We start from the raw sequence: 21,223 nt of genomic DNA, 5'->3' as shown, positions 1-21,223 counted from the left end.
TAAGCGGCTTTTGTGTTTTCTACCACGATAGTGGGAAGATTAAAATAACATTTCTGCAGGTGGCGTAACACCTTTTAAACGCAGGTAAGGGGTGGTTTGCCCGCGATGGTGTGTTTGATGTTCAAACGCTTTAGCCAATGCAAGGCCCTTGGTGGTTTTCATGTTAAACAGGGTGATCTCCTGGGTCATCTGGTCAGCCGTGATACCCTGGATAGTGCTGATAGCATAATCATAGCTGGCAAGCACGGCTTTGGTAACCGCCTCTTTAGTTGGCGTAACGCTTTTTTCTGCATTTGCTTCCGCAGGTGGTGTTTTACCTGCAGCGCTTGAAGAGAACATGTAGTTAGCACCGGCCAAATGCAGCATTTGTGCAGCGAAGGTGCGTACTTCTGGCGTGGCTTTAAAAGCATAACCGTCAGCAGGCATGGCATCTAAATAAGCTTTAGTGTAAGCCTTGGCGCGGGTCCATTCAGCAATGTTTTGTTCTTTGGTTATCTGTCCAAAGGCGGTGGTGCAGGCAATAGCCAGCACGCCGAATACAAGTAGTAGTTTTTTCATTTTGAATTTCGATTTGGTACGATAAAGGTAATTAAAACAATTCAGTGCGTTTTTCAAATCATTGTCATCATTCGGGCGCCTTCAACCCCGGGTTCAGGGGAGCTTGCTAAAATCCACCTCGGGATGCTGTTGACTGGCCAAAGGCCTTTTAAAGGCACTTTTCAGCTTTACGAAGTCGTTAAAAAAGCCGCAGTTTTGCAGGTAAAACCGGTTGCCCTGCAGCCCGCCCGCGTAGTCTTTACGGAAGTTGATGTTAGCTGTTTCATCGCCTGTAAATACCGCGCTATCTAGCGGGTACCACTTGCCGTCTATATCAACTATCCACTGGTTGCCATATAGCACCTTGCGCGGCTTGTTGCCCATGGCGGGATCAAAATTTTCAAGGAAAGAGTGCAGGCCCTTTAAATAACTGCCGGACTGCGGCCGTTTAAAACTGGCCACCAGTTGCCATTCGGCAGCTTCCAGCGGTTTAAAGTAAGCGGTATAAATAGTAGTTTCGGCAGCGATATCGCCTTGGGCGCGTACCAAAAAGCAATAGGTTTTACCGGCAACCCAGGGGAAGTCCATATAACTTTGTCCGCCGGAGCCTTCTCCGCCAAACTCGCCGCCATGTACAGCCGCGCCTTTTTTCATCAGCTTAACTTTTAAATGTTCGGGGATGCTTTTGGGGTCGTCGGTAGTGTAAGGGCTCCATACAGAAAATAATATGCGGCGTGTGGTAGGGCTATTTACCTGCATGCCAAAATAACCACCCGTGAAACCGTTGGCCATATAATAGGTGCCTAATACATCCTGCCCCATAGGCACGATTACCTCGTTATAAAACCACTCCGTAGTATTTTTATTTTCGGCGGGGACGGTGTAGTTAAGGTGTACAGACGGCCCGCGGCGCCCCCAATAAAAAAAGTTGCCATGGTTGTCTTTAACATAGGCCGCATTACCTTTTGTGGCAGGGCCTGATAAAACCACGTCGGCGATATCGGCAAAAACATTGCCCTTTCTTTGGTAGCCGTGAATCTCTATTTTGATGTACCCCGGCTCTTTTACAATTACTTTACCGAAGTGCACAACGGAAAAATCGGTAGCGGATACGGTTTTGGTCAACCCCCTGTCTAACAAATTTATACTGATCTGGCTGGAGGTACCGCCTGTGCGCAGTTTCAGGGCAACGTTTAAATCGCCCGCATTTTCGGCACGAAAATATACGTTTATAACATCGTTATTCTCTGTCCACCGTGTTAAGCCTTGTTCGCCTATCCTTGCTTTGGCATTGGGGGTTAGCCACGCGTTACCGCCCAGCGGTACAACTATTGATGTATCAATTATTGGGGCAGATACGGCACAGATAGCCGTCGCCACAAAAATCACTGTTAGCAGGGCTTTGCAAATAACTTTCATATACGTCTGCTTTATTAAAACAGGTTATAGTTTTCCTTCGGTTTCGTGCTTAACCGCTCTAAGTAGCTCATTAGGATGTAGCGAACCAATAATATAGATGAGGCCATCCCTGTCGGTTAGGTATACGGCATCTCTGCCTGCCGCATAAAAGCGGATGGTGCCTTTGGTATGCAGGTTGTAAACCGGGTTATTGATAAAATCGCGGCTGTAAGGTAATACCTCGGCTTTTACAATGCTGTTAAGATCAATTTTTACCAGGCGGCTGGTCCACAGCCCGCTTAGCAAAATGCTCTTGTTTTCTACATTGGTTTTAACATGCACCAAAAAGCCCATAATAATGGATATAATCAGGATGGCAAAACCCACTACGGCCAACACATCGCCGTTCGAGTCGCCCACCGCGGTAAACGCGTAGACGGCGAAACAAACTATAACCAACACCAGGCGTATAGACAATGGCACAAACTCGCGCCCCAGGTATTGCTTCTCAGAAAAAACTACTTTTTCGTTCATTTTACTTTATACAATTCGAATATAGTTACTTTTTTGGTGTTTTCGCTCACCTTATATCTGTCGCTAAGCCTATGGCCGCCCACCCATATAATTTCGCCGTTACCATTTATAAGCAAAGGTATCTGGCTTTTTTGATGCACCGGTATTTTTAAGCTAATAAAAAAGTCGCTCAATTTTTTGCGGGTTTTCATCCCCAAAGGCTGAAAACTGTCCGTTTGCTGCCAGGCCCGTACCTGTAAAGGATAAATCAGTTTATCAGCATCTACCGAAACCGCCATAGGATTATCTTTGATAATCAGCGGCGAATCGTCGTGCAATAAGGTCAATTTATAATTGCCATACACCGCAGCATGTTCATCGACGTTAATCACCACCCCTTGCGCTGTCGATTTGCTTTTAGGGACAATGATCAATTTATCGCGGTCAAGTATCAGCTTATAGGTGTCCGACTCAAAAGTTCTGCCCGAATGTTTATCCAAAACAGAAATAACATCGTTGAGGCTAGTTTCGCTAAAGCCATAATCCTGCAATAATTTATACAGCAATAGTTTTTGCGGGTTAAGCGCCTTTACAGCACTTATTTGCAAATACACTTCGTCGCCATCAATAGTTAGCAGGTGCTTCAGCTCAGCAACGCGTATTTCTAAAAGGGTTTCCAGATCCCTAAAGTGCTGCAGGTTGTTTTCAAATGTTTTTTCGAGCGAGGGGTTAAGCTCCTGCAATTTGGGAATCACGTCATGCCTTAATTTATTGCGGGCGTATTTGGTTGATGCGTTCGAGCTATCCTCTACATACGTTAAATCATTCTCACTCACCAAGTGCGCAATCTGCTGTCTGGATAAAAATAGCAAGGGCCTTACCAGGTGGCCATTTTTGGGTAAAATGCCATGTAGGCCGGCAATACCGGTGCCGCGTACCAGGTTTAACAATATTGTTTCAATTGTATCGTTTTGGTGATGCGCAAGCGCAATAGCGGTGTAATTGTGCTGTTGCCTTAGCTGCTCAAACCATTGATACCTAAGCTCGCGCGCCGCCATCTGGATAGAAGTCTTTTGGGTAGTGGCATGATATTGGGTGTCAAAACTGACAGTATGAAAAGGCGCGCCGAGTTGCTGAGCCAGTTGTTCGCAAAATTGCTGATCGGCGTCGGCTTCGGCTCCGCGAAGCTTAAAATTACAATGCGCGATAGCAAATTTAAACCCCGATGATTTTAATAAATGCACCATCAACACAGAATCCATACCCCCGCTAACGGCAGCCAGCACAGTGTCACCTTTACTAAAAAGGGTATGTTTAGCTATAAAATCGGTTAAACCTTTGTCTGGCAGCATCATCAAAATTATTAATTTAATTACCCCGACAAAAAACTAATTTTGCACTAGTGAATAAATACGTTTTAAGTTTATTGTTTTTACTGGCGGCAGCGGCAGTTTTTGGCCAAAGTAAATCAAAGGTTGAGCTTATCAGGTCTACCTATATGCAGGCGGCAACCGCGCCCGATGGCAGCCGCATACTTAAAGTGCGTAACGGTACTTTTAAACAAGATTACTCTACCCTAACATCAGACAGTGCCTACTTTTATACAGAGCTAAATATAGTGGAGGCCTTTAGCCACGTGGTGATAAACCAGGGCGATACCGTTCATATTTACAGCGATAAGTTAAATTACAACGGTAATACCAAAGTTGCGGTGCTAACCAACCATGTTGTTATGGTTGATAAAGACGCTACCCTGACTACGGATTACTTTACCTACAACACCGCTACGCGCATTGGTACCTATACCGATGGCGGCAAGCTGGTAAACAAAGAAACTACGGTTATAAGTAAAAACGGGTACTATTTTGCCAATTCGCGCGATGCTTATTTCCGGTACGATGTGGTTGCCACCTCGCCCGACGCTACGATAAAGACAGACACCATGCGTTATAACGCGGGTACACGTATTAACTATTTTTACGGGCCAACACTTATTAACGGCAAGGATAAAGACAACCTGTATACCGAAAATGGCACGTACAATACTGCAACGCAACAAGCTTTCTTCGGCAAAAAAAATCTTTACGTACAAAAAACTAAAAGCCTTAGGGGCGATAGCTTATTTTATGATAGAAAAAGAGGCTATGGCAAGGCTGTTAACCATGTAACTTTTACAGATACAGAGCAACGAATAACCCTTAAAGGCGATTTGGGCGAGTTTTTTAAGGCTAATGAGGAGGCCATAGTTACCCGTAATGCCTACATGATATTTGTTACCGAAGACAGTAGCGGCGTTAAAAAAACAGTTAACGTCCCCGCGAGTGTAATAAAAACCAATACTGCTGATTCGGTGCTGAAAAAAACCAGGCTGCCGGGTAAAGATACCCTGGCAAAAGCGTTGGATGAGCTAAATAAAGCCCTGCCTGCCGGGAAGAAGCTCACCGAACAGGCTTTAAGAGACTCAGTTACTAAAAACCTGCCGGGCGATAAAAACCTGGCGACGCAGGCGGTGAAAGACGCTGTTACTAAAAACCTGCCGGCTATAAAGAAAGCCGCAGCAGCCAACAGTAGTGTGGTGAGCGATGTTTTGGCGGCGGTTAAAAAAGCGGTGCCTGCGCCCCCCACTACGCAGTTCCCCAAAAAAGTGATACCTAAATTTGAAAGCGTACTGCGGTTTGGCGATACCATACAGGCTGTAGAAAAACCCCGGGCAGGTATCAGGTACGATTCGCTTTATTTTGTGGCTGATACGTTGCGTACGCAAGTGCTCACTTTTAAAGACTTCAAGATAATGAAGCAGAAAAGATATGATGCCGAGCACCCGGACACTACCATAAAAGCGCCCGTTAAAAAAGCCGCGTCTGTTATGCTGACAAAGCTGCCCAAATACATCGTTTCTGAGCCAATCCCTTTTTATAAAGACACCACCTACATACGTTTAGAATACTTTGGCAAACCCGTTGCTAAGCCTAAGCCGGTAGTAGTGCCTGTTAAAATTGCTAACGCGCCGGTAAAGAAAAAAATAAGCCCGCAGGATTCATTGAAAGCGGTAAAAGTAAAGTTTATAGCAGATTCATTGGCATTGCTTAAACCTAAGCCCAAGGTGCTAAGCGATACATCAAGAATAAGAATAGTGAGCGGCTATAATGCAGCCAAGCTCTTTAAATCTGACCTGCAGGCTAAAGCCGACTCCATGTTTTATAGCAGCAGCGACTCTACCATCCGCATGTTTGTGCAGCCTATGATATGGACGCAAGGCGCGCAATTATCCGGCGATAGTGTAACCTTGCAGATGAAAAACAAGAAGCTGGATAATTTGGATATGTATCCTAACGGCTTTATTGTTCACCTTGAAAAGAAAGACTCCACGGTGTTTAACCAGGCCGGGGGCAAGCGTATGCATGGCACATTTAAAAATGGAAAGCTAAATACGTTTTTAATTTTGGGCAATGCCGAAACCATATATTTTAAGCGCGATACGGTTAAAAATATAATTACTGATATGTCTCGCACGGTTAGTGGTACCGCATCTTTTACGTTTGAGAATGGCGAGATTACCGGCAATGGATTTTCTCAGAAATATGAGGGTAGGGCTTTACCGATAAATAAGGTTAAAGAGGATGATAAAATACTGAAAGCTTTTATCTGGAAACCAAAAGAAAGGCCGATATCTAAAGAGGCTATTTTGAATAGACGAAAAATCCTGCCGGCTAAAAAAGGAACAGTCAAGCCGGCAGTTAACACGGTTAAACCAACAGGCAAACCGGTGTTAAAGCCCGTAGGGACAGCGGCAAAAAAGGATTCGTTGGGCAAGGCATTGCCACAAATAAAACTGGGTAAGGATAGTTTGGCTACAAAGCCAGCAATTAAGTTGTTAAAGGATACGCTGAGCAACAAAGCTGTAATAAAGCCATTAAACGATAGCCTCAGTAAACCGACTGCAAAACCACTAAAAGACATTTTGCCTAAAGACACCACGCAGCAAAGGCGGTCAATAATTTTGAAGCCTTAAATATAATTTATAGCGATTACGAGCTGGTAAGCAAGCGATATTAGGCGGATAAGATTTGTCTTCCTCTCCGTGCGCATGCCACCTTCGGCTCTTTGGGGTGACAGGTATTTACTTACAAACGCTTTAAAAATTCAACCAACTTTTCAACTGCTACAGCCCGGTGACTGATAGCGTTTTTTTGCGCCATTGTCATTTCGGCGAACGTAATGTCGTAGCCATCGGGTTGAAAAATTGGGTCATAACCAAAGCCGGCGGTACCAGCTAGCTCGTGGCGGATAGTACCCTCAACTGTTCCTTCAAAAAAGTGTTCTTCACCGTTCCAAACCAGCGATATTACTGTCCGGAAACGTGCTTTGCGTTTATCAATACCTTCCAGACTTTTTAAAACCTTAACCATGTGGGCAGCGTGATTGCCATGCTCGCCCGCATAACGTGCCGAGTAAACACCGGGATCGCCGTTAAGGGCGTCAATCTCTAATCCGCTGTCATCGCCAAAACAATTAACGCGGTACTTATTATAAATATGATGGCTTTTTATCGACGCGTTTTGGTTAAACGTGGTGCCGGTTTCTTCAATATCGTCGTGGCAGTTAATGTCATTCAGGCTGAGTAGTTGTATAGGCTCCTGGTTGCTATCTTGCTTTAATATGGCGGCAACCTCTTCAAGCTTGTGAGCGTTATTGGTAGCAAAAACTAATTGTGGCATTATTACAGATTTTTAACTTGTTCCCAAAAAGCTTTTTTATTGTCGGTACTGGCCATCATCTCATCAAAACTAAAACTACGCAGCAACAGCCCGCTTTTCATTTTTTTAGGCTGATTAAGTGGTGGTAAACCCATGCCGGGCGGCACAGCGGCCTCCCCCAAAATCAAAAGTTTTTCGGGTTTAAAATAATTTACCAGGTCAATAATGGTATAACCTGATTGATGAACGTTGAAGATGGCCACATCGTCTAAGCCGTACTCCAGGCGTTTTAGAATATTCTGTAATGCAGAGAGGTGATCTGCCGCTATAAACTCCGCGGTAGTATAGTTAGTCAGTATCAGAAACTGTTTTTTATTACCACCCAGATAATTATAAGCCGGCGCCGGCGTTTGTGTTAAAGCTGAAATGACGGGCGTTTGAGCTGCAATATCCGGCTGTTTGGTTTCAACTGGTGGGGTTAATACCGGCGTTTGAGCCACAGGTTCAATTTGTTTTGTTGCGATTGGTGTAGCGTCAGCGGGTTGGGTTTCAACAGGCGTACTTGTGCTATTTTTCAGATCGGTCTTATCGCTTTGCAGCAGGTAGATATCGTCTAGTAAAATATAGCGTAACGCTGCCTGGTTTTCTGCTCTCACTTTAACAAATTTTAACCAAAAATAGTTAAAGTGTTTGATGCTTTATTGGCATATTCGCATTATTATAAATCCGTGCTGTGTTTAAAGGAGTTAAGAGGCTTTATAATTGATTATTTTTACCGAAATTCGGGCACGTTTTTTTGCGTTTTCTACGCAGCATATTTAAAAAGGATAAATGAGAAAGTTTGGGATTGTTATACTAAGTACAGTTTTGTTTGCGGCTGCCGCTAATGCGCAGCAAAAGAGGGTGTTAGATAAAATTGTTGCCGTAGTAGGTAACAGCGTGATATTGCAGTCGGATATTGAGTTAATGAATACCCAATACATTATGCAAAATGCGCACCCTGATAAATGCATGCTTGCGCAAAGCTTAATAACGCAAAAATTATTGATCCAGCAGGCCGCTATTGATAGTATTGTGGTAAAACAAGAGGACGTAGAGGCAGATGTTGACCGCCGTATGCGTTACATGATACAGAAGGCTGGTGGGCAAGACAAAGTAGAGGCTTATTTGGGCCGTTCTATCCTGCAATATAAAGAGGATATACAGAACGATGTTAGAGAGATCATGTTGGCCGAAAGGATGAAGGGACATATCACCGAAAAGCTGAATACCACCCCTCAGGATGTTAAAGATTATTTTAATAAGATACCAAAAGATAGCTTACCAACTTTTAATAAAGAAGTTGAGGTAGCCGAGATCGTGTTTGAACCAAAGCTAAGCAAGGAAGAGAAGGACATTTATCGCGAAAAATCGCAGGCTTTATTAGACAGGATAAAAAAGGGCGAAGATTTCGGTACCCTTGCAACCACCTATTCACAAGATCCGGGTTCGGCATCACAAGGCGGCGACGCCGGTTTTAATGACAGGAACCAGTTTATTAAAGAGTATACAGGTTGGGCCTTTAAGCTAAAGGCGGGCGAGTATTCGCCGGTGTTTGAAAGCCCTGATTATGGTTTCTTCTTTCTGCAGGTGTTGGAGCGCCGTGGCGAACAGGTCCATACACGTCACATTTTAATTTCGCCACCTTTTACAGCAGCCAGCCTTGAACGCACAAAAGGCAAAGCCGATACCGTGTTTAATTTATTAAGCAAAGATAACAAGGTTGATTTTTTCGCTACAGCAGCTTCGCTATACTCTGATAGCAAAGAAACCAAATACAACGGTGGCCTGATATTAAACCCTGAAGGCGAATCGCGTACTACTATTATCCCTACTGATAAATTAGACCCGCAAATTGCGGCAGTTATTGACACCATGAAGGTGGGTAGTATATCAAAACCGATAGTATATACTGATGCACGTAGCGGCAAATCAAGCTACCGCATATTTTACCTAAAATCTGTAACCAACGCGCACAAAGCAAACTTGGAGCAAGATTTTCCGAAGATAAAGCAGTTTGCAACCGAAGATAAAACAGCAAGAACTATTAGCCAGTGGTTTGCTAAAAAACGTAAAGAAACGTACATCAAAATAGATCCGCAATACCAGGCTTGCCCTGTATTAACCGGATGGGCCACACCAGTAGTAGAGAGCGCACAGGTAAAACCATAACATATATTATGCAACACAAATCCGATGTAGAAGCAGCAGATGCTTTAAAACTGGCTTACCAACAAATACGATCAGAGATAAGTAAAGTAATAGTCGGGCAGGATGAGGTTGTAAAATTTGTATTGATATCCATTTTTAGTAATGGGCATTGTTTATTGGTAGGTGTGCCGGGGCTGGCAAAAACGTTACTGGTGCAAACCGTATCGCAGGTGCTCGACCTTGATTTTAACCGTATACAGTTTACGCCGGATTTGATGCCGTCGGACATCATCGGGTCTGAAATATTGGGCGAGGACCGTAATTTTAAGTTTATACCGGGTCCTGTATTCTCAAACATTATCCTTGCTGATGAGATTAACCGTACGCCGCCTAAAACCCAGGCCGCGCTGTTAGAAGCTATGCAGGAAAAATCGGTTACTGCTGCCGGTGTTACGCATAAACTGGCACAGCCTTTCTTTGTACTGGCTACGCAGAATCCGATAGAACAAGAAGGGACTTATCCGTTGCCCGAGGCACAGCTTGACCGTTTTATGTTCAAGGTGTCGTTAAACTACCCATCGTTTGCAGAGGAGCTGGAGATTGTTAAAAATACTACCAGCACCCTTAAGCAAAGTGTATCTAAAATATTAAACGGTGAGCAAATCATCTACTTTCAGCAATTGGTGCGCAACATCCCTATTGCCGACAATGTGTTGGAGTATGCGGTTAAACTGGTAGCTAAAACCCGCCCCGATGGCGAGTTTGCAGGCCCTAACGTTAAGCGTTTATTAAACTGGGGCGCTGGCCCGCGTGCATCGCAATTTTTGATCCTGGGGGCTAAATGCCATGCTGTGATCAATGGTAAGTACTCGCCGGATATTGAAGATGTACAAGCCGTAGCCAAACCAATATTAAGCCACCGTATAGTACGCAGCTACCATGCAGAAGCAGAAGGCTTGTCTACAGATGATATTGTAACCCAACTATTTTAGTCTTAGAAGATTGGTATTTCAAGATTAAAGATTGGAAATACTTGTGACAAACAAAAAGGCGAACCAGTATGGTTCGCCTTTTTGTTTAATAGCCGTGAGGGGCTCAAATCTTTAATCTTCAATCACAAATCTTCACTATTAGTTCTCTACCGCTGCGAAGATCTCTAACAATACATTCCATTTGTGTGCAGCATCTACTTCCCAGATACGTACGTAATGGTAATTACTTACAATGTTGCCTTTTTTAATACGGGCGCGGCCATAGGTATAAGCCAGATCATTAGTGATAGAGCGGGCACCGCTAATGTTGTCTGCAGTAATGCTGATGGCTTGATTGTTTAAAAACTTTAATATTTTATCAGTACCGGTAATAGGCTCAAAACCAGGGAAATAGTAACGGGCCTCTGGGCTTAAAAACTCTTTATAAGCGCCTAGTGCTGACATGCCCAGGGTTTGATTAAATACCTTATCAGTATTAATGATAATGGTTTTGCCGTTAAACGGGTCTTTATTTGCAGTCGGTTTTTTCGACTCGTCGGGCTCTTTAAAATCAATAAGCTCTTCTTTTTCAGGCTCGGGGTGTTGTATACCCAAATCCATCAGCAGCTTGTATTTGCCTTCGCCATCACCGCGCCAGATAGACACATAGTCGCCATAAACTTTATCGTCATCGGCCTTGCCATTTGCGTAAGTATATGGTCCGGCTGTAAAAGCCAGATCGCCGCCATGCGAAGTACGGGCAAATTTTGGGGTCCATTGTAAAAGGCCGGGCTGCTTATCAATGTTCGAGTAAAAATCAGTGATCTTAACGGGCCCGGGTCTAAACACTATACCGTCCTGGTCGGCTACAGATAAAAAGGCTTCTTTCATTCCTTTTTTTGCAACCAATTTATTAAAGCTTTCTTCGGCTTCAACTACTTTACCAACTTTAGCAGGGGCTTGAGCAGCCGCTACAGCGCTAATAAATGTAAAACAGATGGCAGCTAATACGATTTTTTTCATGTGTGGTGTGAGTTAGGGGGGATTTTACTTAAATATGCCCGCTTTTAAGGGCGGGGAGTTATCAGCTTTTATAACGTTGATTATTAGATTAAATTTTACTCCAGTTTGTTCCTTCTTTACTGTCTTTTAGCTGGAAGCCTATTTTCTGCAGGCCATCTCTGATTTTGTCAGATGTAGCGTAGTCTTTGTTTGCCTTAGCCTCGTTACGCAGATCAACTACCAGGCTTAAAACTTTAGGCAGGTCATCATTAGCAGCCTGTTCGTTTTTTAAACCCAACACATCAAACACAAATAGTTTGATTATGTTTTTTATGATTTCAAGATTAACAGCGTCTATCTTCAATTTACCATCGTTAACAGAATTGATAATACGCGATGCCTCAAAAAGTTCGGCTATTAAAACGGGGCTATTAAAATCGTCATTCATGGCATCGTAGCAGCGTTGCTGTAAAGCCGCAGCGTCAACGTCTGTGGCGTTAGTCGCTTTCAAGCCGTCCAACAAGCCTATGGCATTCATTAAGCGCTTAAAGCCTTTTTCGGATGCTTCCATTGCCTCGTTGCCAAAGTCTAAGGTACTGCGATAGTGTGCCTGTAACATAAAAAAGCGCACCGTCATGGGGCTATATGCCTTGTCAAGTATGGTGTTGTTACCGGTAAAAAGTTCATCGGGTAAAAAACTATTGCCTAATGATTTTGACATTTTTTGCCCGTTAACGGTCAGCATATTGGTATGCACCCAGTAAGTAGCCGGGTTTTTACCGCAGCAAGCCACGTTTTGGGCTATTTCGTTAGTATGGTGCGTCGGCGCCAGGTCCATACCGCCACCGTGGATGTCAAATTGTTCGCCTAAGTATTTTTGGCTCATGGCAGAACATTCCAGATGCCAACCCGGGAAACCGTTGCCCCACGGCGAAGGCCACTGCATTAAATGCTCGGGTTTGGCTTTTATCCAAAGCGCAAAATCAAGGGGACCGCGTTTTTCATTCTGTCCACCCAGTGTGCGGGTGTTCACCAGTAAATCTTCGAGGTTGCGGCCATTTAATATCCCATAATTTTGCGTTTGGTTATATTTTTCAACGTCGAAATAAACGGTTCCATTAATCTCATAGGCAAACCCCTGGGCCAATATCGCTTCCACCATTGCTATCTGCTCAATAATGTGGCCTGTTGCCGTGGGCTCAATGCTTGGGGGCAGGGTATTCAATATCTGCATCACATTGTGGAACCCTACCGAATACTTTTGCACAATTTCCATTGGCTCAAGCTTGGCCAGTTTGGCTTTTTTTGAAATTTTATCTTCACCCTCGTCGCCAGCATCACCCTCCAAATGCCCTGCATCAGTGATGTTACGTACATAGCGTACTTTATAACCCAACAGCAAAAGATATCTGAAAATCAAATCGAAGGATATATAGGTACGGCAGTTACCCATATGCACATCGCTATAAACGGTAGGGCCGCAAACATACATGCCAACGTGCGGCGCGTTAAGGGGCTTAAACTCCTCTTTTTTACGTGTTAAAGTATTATAAACAGATAAATTTTGCTGCATGATGGCAAACTTACAATTTTTTGTGGTTTGGTGAATAGTTGTTAGGTTGATATGACCGATCTATTACCTCAACACCAGGTCAGCACATACCGGGTAATGGTCTGAGAGTTTTTTTTCTATGATACGATAGCCCGTCACATCAAATTGCGAGGTAGTCATAATATAATCTATCTGATAGTTCGGAAAATCGCCATTATAGGTTCTGCCCATGCCCGAGCCCTTTTCGCGAAAGGTGTTTTTTAGCCCCTTCGCCATTTGATTTACCGCAAAAGAGGATGGTGTATCGTTAAAATCACCTGCAATAATATAAGGGTATGGACATTGTCGGGCGTGGGTTTTAACAAGAAGCACCTGTTCGCTGCGTTTAATAAATGCCCGCTTAATTTTACCACCCAAACGTTTTGTTGACTCCAGATCGGCTTTGCCTTTTTTGATCACTGTATCTAAATAACGGTAGTCTTCTGAACCAAAACTAATAGACTGTAGGTGAACGCTGTAGAACCGAATGGTTTTTTTGTTTTTTTTAACATCAATATATAAACACTGATTTCCGTTATTTATGTCTGATAACTGGATCATACCTTTGGATACAATAGGATACCTTGAAAAAATAGCGATCCCCATTATTTCTTCTTCACTACCCCCAAAATTTTCATAGTAATAGTTGTTTGATTGCATGATGCGTTTTAACGAATCAACCATTGCGTACTCCCCTCGTTTACGGGTATAAAATTCCTGAATCCCAATTATATCCGGTTGCTCAGCTGCTATGGCATCCAAGATGCCCGTTTTTACAGCTATTTCTTTACCTGCACCGTATTTTTTAAAATCGTGTACATTGTAAGTCATTACCCGGATGGCATTAGTGTCGGCAGGCTTTATGGCCTTACTTGATAATCTGAACCCGATGTTGTTTTGCAATATGCCAAAGCCACAAAGTATAGTTAACAGGGGTAGTAAAATAAGCTTGCTTTTACGCAAGGCCCAGTATGTTACCATTAATAGGTTTACCAGCAATAACGGCGGGTATGCCAAACCAAAAAACGCGATAAGCCATATCTTTTTTGGATCGGTAAACGACGCAACGTAGCTTAATAGCAGAGCCAGGCATAAGCCAATGGTTAGGCATAAAAAAACCTTGTCAATAAAAGGCAGCGTATGCTGTTGCTTTTTTTTCATTTTTTGCTGGCGCGAAATAGTGTTTCCTTTTCTTGTTTGCTCAGGTTATCATATCCTGTGGTAGATATTTTATCAAGGATGTGGTCTATCTCGTCCTGGCGTGGTGTATTATTAGACACTTTATCCCTGTTAGTTGATGCCACTTTAAGTTTCGATTTGGGTTTAAATAAACCGGCGATTGCCGCTACCACATCACGGCCTTTTTGCAGTTGTTTCACGTAGATGAAGCCAAATATCAGGCCTCCAAGGTGTGCCATCTGCCCACCGGCATTACTACCAACCATTCCCAAAAACCCTAATACTGCATAAATTATAGCTATCCATTTAAGTTTAACGGGGATTACCCCAAATAACATTATGGCATAGTTTGGCGCTATGGTGGCCGCGCCTGCCGTTACCGCCATTACACAAGCCGATGCGCCTACGACATTACTTGTTAACAGAACGGTGCTATTAGAAAGCAGCGGGAACAGGTTATAACCGGCAATAAATACTACCGCGCCTGCAAGGCCGCCTAAAAGATATAAACCTAAAATGCGTTTGTTGCCTAAAAACTCTTCAAAGATCTGCCCTATCCAAAATAGCCACATCATATTAAATAATACATGCCAAAAATCGGCATGCATAAACATGTAGCTTAATGGTGTCCAAAACCTAACAAGCAATTTAGGCAAATAAGCGGGCATGGCCAGATACTCATATGTATAGGCCGTAACATAATTGGTGCGTAAAGTTAGTTTTTCAAGTACGCTTAACACACCAAAAAGCAAAAACACAAACACATTAATGCCTATAAGCAGGTACAGTTTACTGCCCGATTTAAACATTTTGTAATATATATTTTGCCAGAACGTCATCGCTAAAAAGTCTTAGTATCTATAATTCCCCGGGCTTTGTAAGCGCCACGCTTTTACTAATATAAACCCTAACACTACACCGCCAAGATGAGCAAAGTGGGCTATATTATCGCCACCAAACTGCTGTATGCCTAAAAACAATTCAAGCAGTATGTAGGCTGGCATAATGTATTTTGCTTTTACCGGTACTGGTATAAACATAATCATCAGTTCGGCATTAGGATACATCATTGCAAATGCCAACAACAGGCCATATATAGCGCCCGATGCCCCAACCATTGATGAAAAGTATATACCTGCCAGTTTCTTGGCATCGGCATAGGGGATACGATTAAAAGTAGCCTCTATATCCGGCGTTGTAAACGTACCTAAAATACCGTGTACCTCAATAGCCTGTACCAGCATCTGCAGGGCTATGCCGCCTAAGCCACAGATAAAGTAAAAACTGATGAAGCGCTTAGGCCCCATACTGTTTTCTAATATCGAACCAAAAGAATATAAGGCAAACATATTAAAGATAATATGCATCCAGCCACCATGAAAGAACATATAAGTAAGTGGTTGCCAAGGCTTAAATAATGGCGAATCAAAGTAATGCGCCGACATCAGGTTATACAGCTGCTCGGTTTGCGCGCCACTAAAAACTAAAAAAGGCAAAAAGCATATAATATTTATGATCAGCAGGTTCTTAGTGATCGAAGGCAGGTTGGCGAATGGGGATTGCATCATTTATAGGCGTATGTTTTTATCTGGCGTTATTTTTCAAACCGCTCTAATAATTCGTTTAAAGTAAAAGTACTAATTACAGGCTTGCCATTTAATGCCACATTAGGCATTTGGCAGGCAAACAGCTGGTCGGTCAGTTGATTCATCTCTTCCTGAGACAGCTTGGCGCCAGCCTTAATGGCGGCGTTGCGGGCTAGTGAGCGGGCAAGATTATCGCGCTTGTCCATTTTTAAAATAGATAGGTTGTTTTTAAATCCTTCAAGCAAACGCTCCAATAATTCATGTTCACCTACATTGTTCAATTCGGCAGGTATGCCCTCAACCACAACAGTATTTTTACCAAACTCGCGGATATCAAAACCCAGTGCACGAATGTCGGGCAATAACTCTCTCAATAACTCATAATCGGCACCATTTAGTGTAACCGACTGAGGGAATAAACTTTGCTGACTTACCCCCGAGTGGTTTTGCAGCTGCTGTAAAAACCGCTCATATAAAATGCGCTCATGGGCGGCTTGCTGGCTAATTAGCATAAAGCCAGACTTTATTTGCGACATGATAAAGCGGTTATGGATCTGAAAAAACTGCCTGTCAGTTGATTTAGTAATTTCCTGCTCATTTACCGCAACAGTTTCTTCAACGTGCATTTGCTGCTGCACCGCTGTTTCGCGCTGGCTTATTTCATATAATGTATCCCAGTTATTAGGGAAGGAGTTGCTTTTAGGGTTATATCCAACGTTGCTACTGCCGCCAGTGCTCTTTTCTGTCTCTCTTAAAAAAGGCAACTCGCGTTCGGCTTTGGCAAAAGGGTTAAAGTTGGGGTTGAAAGCAATAACCGGGGCAACAATCTCTGCAAAAGGCTTTGGTGTTATCAGGTGTTCAATGCTGTTCTCCTGGTCAAAGTCTAAACTTGGTGTGATATTGTACCGGCCTAAAGAACGTTTTACCGCCGAGCGGATAATGGCGTAAATAGCCTTCTCGTCCTGGTATTTTATTTCAGTTTTTGTAGGATGTACGTTAATATCAATTTTTGAGGGATCTATCTCAATAAACAATACATACAATGGGTAGGTATCATCCGGCAGTAAATCTTCAAAAGCGGTTAATACTGCGTGGTTTAAGTACGGATCTTTAATAAAACGATTGTTTACAAAAAAGAACTGCTCGCCGCGGGTTCGTTTGGCAAATTCGGGTTTGCCCACAAAGCCACGCAGGTTAATAATGGTGGTGTCCTCTTCCACAGGTACCAGCCGTTGGTTGTAGTTATTGCCAAACAGGTGGATAATGCGCTGTTTTAAGCTTGTAGCCGGCAGGTGATAAACCTCTTGCCCATCATGATGAAGGGTGAAAAATATGGCAGGGTGAGCCAAAGCGACCCGTTGAAACTCATCTATGATATGACGCATCTCCACAGGGTTGCTTTTTAAAAAATTACGGCGCGCCGGGATGTTATAAAAAAGGTTTTTAACACATATAGATGTGCCCGCTACTGCCGAACAAGGTTCTTGCTTAATAACCTCAGAGCCCTCAATAAAAATTTGTGTACCCAGTTCGTCTTCATGGCGCCGGGTTTTAAGCTCAACCTGAGCAATAGCCGCTATTGATGCCATGGCCTCGCCCCTGAAACCCATGGTGCGTATGGCAAACAGGTCTTCGGCTTTTTTAATTTTTGATGTGGCATGGCGTTCAAAAGACATACGTGCGTCTGTACCGCTCATGCCGCAGCCGTTATCAATAACCTGTAGCAAGGCCTTGCCAGCATCTTTAACTATCAATTGTATTTTATCAGCCCCAGCATCTATGGCGTTCTCTATCAGTTCTTTCACTGCAGATGAGGGCCGCTGTACCACCTCGCCTGCGGCGATCTGGTTGGCAACGGAATCTGGTAAAAGCTGAATTATATCTGACATCTGTGAAATTTCTCTCCTCCCGAAAGTGCGGGATTTTATCGCCGCTAAATTAGGCATTTGACGGCACAAGTTTTCCTGTTTTTTATCCTTAAAAGAGGGATTTCAAGTCCATCGTTTAGAATGACCGTAAACCCCTCTTCAGCGCAAATTATCATTTAACAACTAACTTTACTGCTTTATCATTGTTTATCCTTTATTTAGCGCTAGCCCACATCCATCTATGAAAAAACTTTGGCCCGTAATGCTGCTTTTGCTTGCAGCCTGTAAACAAAAGAATTACAATGCCGATCTGTTAATAAAGAATGCCATAGTTTATACGGTTGACAGTGCTTTTAGTAAAGCCAATGCCTTTGTAGTGAATAAGGGTAAAATTATTGCCGTCGGCGATATTGATTCCTTAGAAGATAAATACCTGGCGCGCGAGGTTGTAGATGCACAGGGGAAAACCGTTTACCCCGGTTTTATTGATGCCCACACGCATTTTTACGAATACGGACTGGGTTTACAGCAAGTACCTTTGAAGGAGATGACCAGCTGGAGTCAGGTTGTGGACAGCGTTCAGGTATTTGCCGACCGTAATCCCGACGGGTGGGTGATAGGGAATGGTTGGGATCAAAACTTATGGGCGGGCAAAAAGTTCCCGGACAAAGCAAAGTTGGATTCGCTGTTCCCGGTTCGGCCGGTGATATTGAACCGGGTAGACGGCCACGCCGCAATTGTTAATCAAGCCGCACTTAATGTGGCTGGTATAAAACCAGGGCAAAAAATCGCGGGGGGCGAAATTGAAACTATTGACGGTAAACTTACCGGGTTGTTAATAGATAACGCAATCGGTATCGTTATAAGTAAAATACCTGACCCTACAGAACAGCTTACCCAAAGCGCTTTAATAAGCGCTCAACAAAACTGCTTTGCTGTTGGCTTAACAACGGTTGATGACTGCGGCCTGCCTTTTACTATGGTAAATACCATTGCCGCAATGCAAAAACAAGGTTCGCTAAAGATGCGCATGTATCTGATGCTGGCCGATAAGCAAGAAAACTATAACTATTTGTTTAAGCGCGGCATTTTTAAAACGCCACGCCTTAATGTGCGCGCGTTTAAGGTTTACGGCGATGGCGCCCTTGGATCTCGCGGCGCGTGTTTGCTGAAACCTTATACTGATCAGCCTGCGTCAAGCGGTTTTTTGCTAAGTACTAAACAGCACTTTGAAGAAGTAGCCAAAATGATAGCCGACAAAGGCTTTCAGATGTGCACCCATGCTATTGGCGACTCGGCCAACCGTGCGATATTGAATATATATGCCACAGTATTAAAAGGTAAAAACGACAAGCGCTGGCGCATTGAACACGCCCAGATAGTATCGCCCGATGATGTGAAAATGTTTGGTGATAATAACATCATACCATCGGTGCAACCTACTCATGCTACATCTGATATGTATTGGGCAGGGCAACGTTTGGGTGCAGGGCGTTTAAAAACCGCCTACGCTTTTAAAGACCTTTTAAAACAAAACGGCTGGATAGCTTTAGGCACAGACTTCCCGGTAGAGAACATTAATCCTTTTTACACCTTTTATGCCGCTGTTGCGCGTAAGGATCTGAAAGGATTTCCTGAAAAAGGTTTCCAGATGGCGAACGCTTTAAGCCGCGAACAGACCTTGAGGGGCATGACCATTTGGGCCGCTAAAGCTAATTTTGAAGAAAAAGAAAAAGGTAGCATAGAGGTGGGTAAATATGCAGATTTTGTGATATTAGATAACGATTTGATGAAGGCCAAAACCGCCGATTTGCCAAAAACTAACGTATTAAAAACCTACATAAACGGAGAGAAGGTGTATGAGAAAAAATAAGCCGCACTGCTTACTTTTAATTTTATTAGTATTTACTTTATTTAATACCGCCTGCGCACAAACAAGCGGGCTCAATTATTTAAAAGAAGAACAACTGGCTCAACAGTCCACCGTATTGTTTAATAATACCAATAATATGATACCCCTGCGTAATATTGGTAATCTTAAAATTGCCAGTATCCATTTGTCAAACCCCCAGGCTGCCGGCTTTGACAGTTTGCTTAACAAGTATACCCGGGTAACATCTATCAGCGTAGCCAGCTATGATAAGGGAAAGCAATCGGGTTACCTGGCCGTTGATCTGCGCCCTTTTAACACAATAATCTTTCAACTAACCGAGCCCGATCTTAACAACCAGCAATTGATTAAACTGATAACCGATAACCAAAAAGTAAAAAACGTAATAATAGCTTACTTTGGTAACGGGGGGAAATTATCGCTGATAGACGAGGTTACAGCGCCGATACTATATGCTGAGCGCGAGTCGGCTATTGCCGCGTACTATAGCGCCCAGGCTATTTTTGGCGGGGTAGCTGTTACACAAAAGCTGGCTACTAGTATCACCCAGCGCTATCGCTCCGGCATGGGTTCTACAACCGAAAAAACCCGCCTTCAATATACCGTGCCCGAGGCAGCCGGAATTAACACGAACAACCTGCAGGATATTGACAAAATTGCCAAAGAAGCCATGAATGCCCACGCCACACCGGGCTGCGTGGTATTAGTGGCAAAAGATGGTAAGGTAATATTTAACAAAGCTTACGGTTATCATACTTATAGCGCTGACGCCCCGGACAAGATCACTGATATTTTCGACCTGGCATCAATGACCAAAACATCGGCGACTACTATTGCAGCTATGAAGCTTTATGAAGAAGGTAAGCTAAATATTGACTCGACTATGGCCTATTACCTGCCGCTGGCGCGCAATAGCAATAAAGCAAATATCCAAGTGCGCGAATTATTGATGCACCAGGCCGGGTTAATACCTGATATATCAACTTTTGGTGTTATCAAACCAACCGACCATACGGTCGATTCGTCGGCTGCTTTCCCGGTAAAGGTTAACAACAATTACTTTTTACGTAAAGATTATTACAAAGACATTATGCTGCCGGCCATGTATTACTCGGCGGTTAGAACGCGCGGGCAATATGTTTACAGCGATGTGGGCATGTTGTTTATGCAGCAAATTATTGAGGGTATTACCCAAACACCCATCAATGTTTATACCCAGCAGCAATTTTATAACCGGCTGAGCATGCAAACTGCAGACTTTTTACCGCTGTACCGTTTTCCCGAAAGCCAGATCATCCCGTCAGAAGTTGACCCTGTGTATCGTAAGTCTGAGTTAGTGGGTTATGTAAACGACCCGACCGCCGCGCTTATGGGTGGTGTGGCAGGGCATGCGGGCTTATTTGGCAGCGCTAATGACGTAGCTATTTTATACCAGATGCTGCTAAATAAAGGCAGCTATGGCGGCGACATATTTTTAAAACCACAAACGGTTGAGCTGTTTACTTCGAAGCAATCGCCTATAAGCCGCCGTGGTTATGGTTTTGATATGTGGGACCCCATTGCCGAGCGCAAATACCCATCAGAGATGGCATCGCCACAAACCTACGGGCATACAGGCTATACCGGCACCTGCGTTTGGGTTGACCCTAAAAATAACCTGGTATATGTCTTTTTGTCAAACCGTACCTACCCAACGGTGAGCAGCAGACTAGGTAGCCTTAACATAAGGCCACGGATACAAGACGTGGTTTATAAGGCTATTGCGAAGGGGTTGTAGCCCCCTCTAAATCTCCCCCGGCA

17 protein-coding genes are annotated in these 21,223 nt (G+C 43.6%); 5 read left to right on the top strand and 12 right to left on the bottom strand.

The window, feature by feature from the left end:
• Positions 1-39 precede the first annotated feature (39 nt).
• The 4 genes from ACFSYC_RS10755 to tilS all read right to left on the bottom strand — a co-directional run bounded on the left by ACFSYC_RS10755 (position 40) and on the right by tilS (position 3,803).
• Entirely contained in the window at positions 40-558 is a 519-nt protein-coding gene (locus tag ACFSYC_RS10755; protein ID WP_377126997.1) for a DinB family protein, read from the bottom strand.
• A 93-nt stretch (positions 559-651) separates the two neighbouring features.
• The gene (locus ACFSYC_RS10750; protein ID WP_377126995.1) at positions 652-1,956 is read right to left on the bottom strand and encodes a DUF3472 domain-containing protein; all 1,305 of its coding nucleotides are present in this window, start codon (positions 1,954-1,956) and stop codon (positions 652-654) included.
• 24 nt (positions 1,957-1,980) lie between these two features.
• Entirely contained in the window at positions 1,981-2,469 is a 489-nt protein-coding gene (locus ACFSYC_RS10745) for a hypothetical protein (RefSeq protein ID WP_377126992.1), read from the bottom strand.
• Complete coding sequence (gene tilS / locus ACFSYC_RS10740; RefSeq protein WP_377126989.1) at positions 2,466-3,803, bottom strand: tRNA lysidine(34) synthetase TilS; 1,338 nt, start codon at positions 3,801-3,803, stop codon at positions 2,466-2,468. Before tilS ends, ACFSYC_RS10745 begins: the two co-directional genes overlap by 4 nt.
• A 47-nt stretch (positions 3,804-3,850) precedes the next feature.
• Between tilS and ACFSYC_RS10735 the strand changes: the two genes are divergently transcribed.
• Positions 3,851-6,460: an OstA-like protein gene (locus ACFSYC_RS10735; RefSeq protein WP_377126986.1), complete on the top strand. Its 2,610-nt coding sequence runs from the start codon at positions 3,851-3,853 to the stop codon at positions 6,458-6,460.
• 112 nt (positions 6,461-6,572) lie between these two features.
• Here the strand turns inward: ACFSYC_RS10735 and ACFSYC_RS10730 are convergent, their stop codons facing one another.
• Entirely contained in the window at positions 6,573-7,166 is a 594-nt protein-coding gene (locus tag ACFSYC_RS10730) for a non-canonical purine NTP diphosphatase (RefSeq protein WP_377126983.1), read from the bottom strand.
• A 2-nt stretch (positions 7,167-7,168) separates the two neighbouring features.
• Entirely contained in the window at positions 7,169-7,801 is a 633-nt protein-coding gene (locus tag ACFSYC_RS10725; RefSeq protein WP_377126980.1) for a hypothetical protein, read from the bottom strand.
• 175 nt (positions 7,802-7,976) lie between these two features.
• Between ACFSYC_RS10725 and ACFSYC_RS10720 the strand changes: the two genes are divergently transcribed.
• Positions 7,977-9,356: a peptidylprolyl isomerase gene (locus ACFSYC_RS10720; RefSeq protein WP_377126977.1), complete on the top strand. Its 1,380-nt coding sequence runs from the start codon at positions 7,977-7,979 to the stop codon at positions 9,354-9,356.
• Positions 9,357-9,364: 8 nt separating this feature from the next.
• A complete protein-coding gene (locus tag ACFSYC_RS10715; protein WP_377126975.1) occupies positions 9,365-10,327 on the top strand; it encodes an AAA family ATPase in 963 nt (320 codons plus the stop codon).
• A 138-nt stretch (positions 10,328-10,465) separates the two neighbouring features.
• On the opposite strand, the gene ACFSYC_RS10710 is transcribed toward ACFSYC_RS10715, so the two are convergent.
• The 6 genes from ACFSYC_RS10710 to mutL all read right to left on the bottom strand — a co-directional run bounded on the left by ACFSYC_RS10710 (position 10,466) and on the right by mutL (position 17,553).
• Positions 10,466-11,329, bottom strand: a complete 864-nt coding sequence (locus ACFSYC_RS10710; protein WP_377126972.1) for a DUF4440 domain-containing protein — start codon at positions 11,327-11,329, stop codon at positions 10,466-10,468.
• Between the two features lie 88 nt (positions 11,330-11,417).
• Positions 11,418-12,881, bottom strand: a complete 1,464-nt coding sequence (cysS, locus tag ACFSYC_RS10705; RefSeq protein ID WP_377126969.1) for a cysteine--tRNA ligase — start codon at positions 12,879-12,881, stop codon at positions 11,418-11,420.
• Between the two features lie 63 nt (positions 12,882-12,944).
• Entirely contained in the window at positions 12,945-14,060 is a 1,116-nt protein-coding gene (locus tag ACFSYC_RS10700; RefSeq protein WP_377126967.1) for an endonuclease/exonuclease/phosphatase family protein, read from the bottom strand.
• Positions 14,057-14,887, bottom strand: coding sequence for a rhomboid family intramembrane serine protease (locus ACFSYC_RS10695; RefSeq protein WP_377126964.1), 831 nt, complete (start codon positions 14,885-14,887; stop codon positions 14,057-14,059). Before ACFSYC_RS10695 ends, ACFSYC_RS10700 begins: the two co-directional genes overlap by 4 nt.
• A 42-nt stretch (positions 14,888-14,929) precedes the next feature.
• A complete protein-coding gene (locus ACFSYC_RS10690; RefSeq protein ID WP_377126961.1) occupies positions 14,930-15,646 on the bottom strand; it encodes a rhomboid family intramembrane serine protease in 717 nt (238 codons plus the stop codon).
• 26 nt (positions 15,647-15,672) lie between these two features.
• The gene (gene mutL, locus ACFSYC_RS10685; RefSeq protein ID WP_377126958.1) at positions 15,673-17,553 is read right to left on the bottom strand and encodes a DNA mismatch repair endonuclease MutL; all 1,881 of its coding nucleotides are present in this window, start codon (positions 17,551-17,553) and stop codon (positions 15,673-15,675) included.
• 220 nt (positions 17,554-17,773) lie between these two features.
• Between mutL and ACFSYC_RS10680 the strand changes: the two genes are divergently transcribed.
• Positions 17,774-19,405, top strand: coding sequence for an amidohydrolase (locus ACFSYC_RS10680; protein WP_377126955.1), 1,632 nt, complete (start codon positions 17,774-17,776; stop codon positions 19,403-19,405).
• A complete protein-coding gene (locus ACFSYC_RS10675; protein ID WP_377126952.1) occupies positions 19,392-21,200 on the top strand; it encodes a serine hydrolase domain-containing protein in 1,809 nt (602 codons plus the stop codon). The genes ACFSYC_RS10680 and ACFSYC_RS10675 overlap by 14 nt, the downstream gene beginning before the upstream one ends.
• Positions 21,201-21,223: the final 23 nt, after the last annotated feature.

It is taken from the genome of Mucilaginibacter antarcticus (assembly GCF_042686155.1).
In the GTDB taxonomy this organism is placed as follows: Bacteria; Bacteroidota; Bacteroidia; order Sphingobacteriales; family Sphingobacteriaceae; genus Mucilaginibacter; species Mucilaginibacter antarcticus.
This window is presented reverse-complemented; position numbering and strand designations above follow the sequence as displayed.

Coding starts and splice junctions, on each gene's coding strand:
- ACFSYC_RS10755 (WP_377126997.1), bottom strand. CDS start 558: ATGAAAAAACTACTACTTGTATTCGGCGTGCTGGCTATTGCCTGCACC.
- ACFSYC_RS10750 (WP_377126995.1), bottom strand. CDS start 1,956: ATGAAAGTTATTTGCAAAGCCCTGCTAACAGTGATTTTTGTGGCGACG.
- ACFSYC_RS10745 (WP_377126992.1), bottom strand. CDS start 2,469: ATGAACGAAAAAGTAGTTTTTTCTGAGAAGCAATACCTGGGGCGCGAG.
- tilS (WP_377126989.1), bottom strand. CDS start 3,803: ATGATGCTGCCAGACAAAGGTTTAACCGATTTTATAGCTAAACATACC.
- ACFSYC_RS10730 (WP_377126983.1), bottom strand. CDS start 7,166: ATGCCACAATTAGTTTTTGCTACCAATAACGCTCACAAGCTTGAAGAG.
- ACFSYC_RS10720 (WP_377126977.1), top strand. CDS start 7,977: ATGAGAAAGTTTGGGATTGTTATACTAAGTACAGTTTTGTTTGCGGCT.
- ACFSYC_RS10715 (WP_377126975.1), top strand. CDS start 9,365: ATGCAACACAAATCCGATGTAGAAGCAGCAGATGCTTTAAAACTGGCT.
- ACFSYC_RS10710 (WP_377126972.1), bottom strand. CDS start 11,329: ATGAAAAAAATCGTATTAGCTGCCATCTGTTTTACATTTATTAGCGCT.
- cysS (WP_377126969.1), bottom strand. CDS start 12,881: ATGCAGCAAAATTTATCTGTTTATAATACTTTAACACGTAAAAAAGAG.
- ACFSYC_RS10700 (WP_377126967.1), bottom strand. CDS start 14,060: ATGAAAAAAAAGCAACAGCATACGCTGCCTTTTATTGACAAGGTTTTT.
- ACFSYC_RS10695 (WP_377126964.1), bottom strand. CDS start 14,887: ATGTTTAAATCGGGCAGTAAACTGTACCTGCTTATAGGCATTAATGTG.
- ACFSYC_RS10690 (WP_377126961.1), bottom strand. CDS start 15,646: ATGATGCAATCCCCATTCGCCAACCTGCCTTCGATCACTAAGAACCTG.
- mutL (WP_377126958.1), bottom strand. CDS start 17,553: ATGTCAGATATAATTCAGCTTTTACCAGATTCCGTTGCCAACCAGATC.
- ACFSYC_RS10680 (WP_377126955.1), top strand. CDS start 17,774: ATGAAAAAACTTTGGCCCGTAATGCTGCTTTTGCTTGCAGCCTGTAAA.
- ACFSYC_RS10675 (WP_377126952.1), top strand. CDS start 19,392: ATGAGAAAAAATAAGCCGCACTGCTTACTTTTAATTTTATTAGTATTT.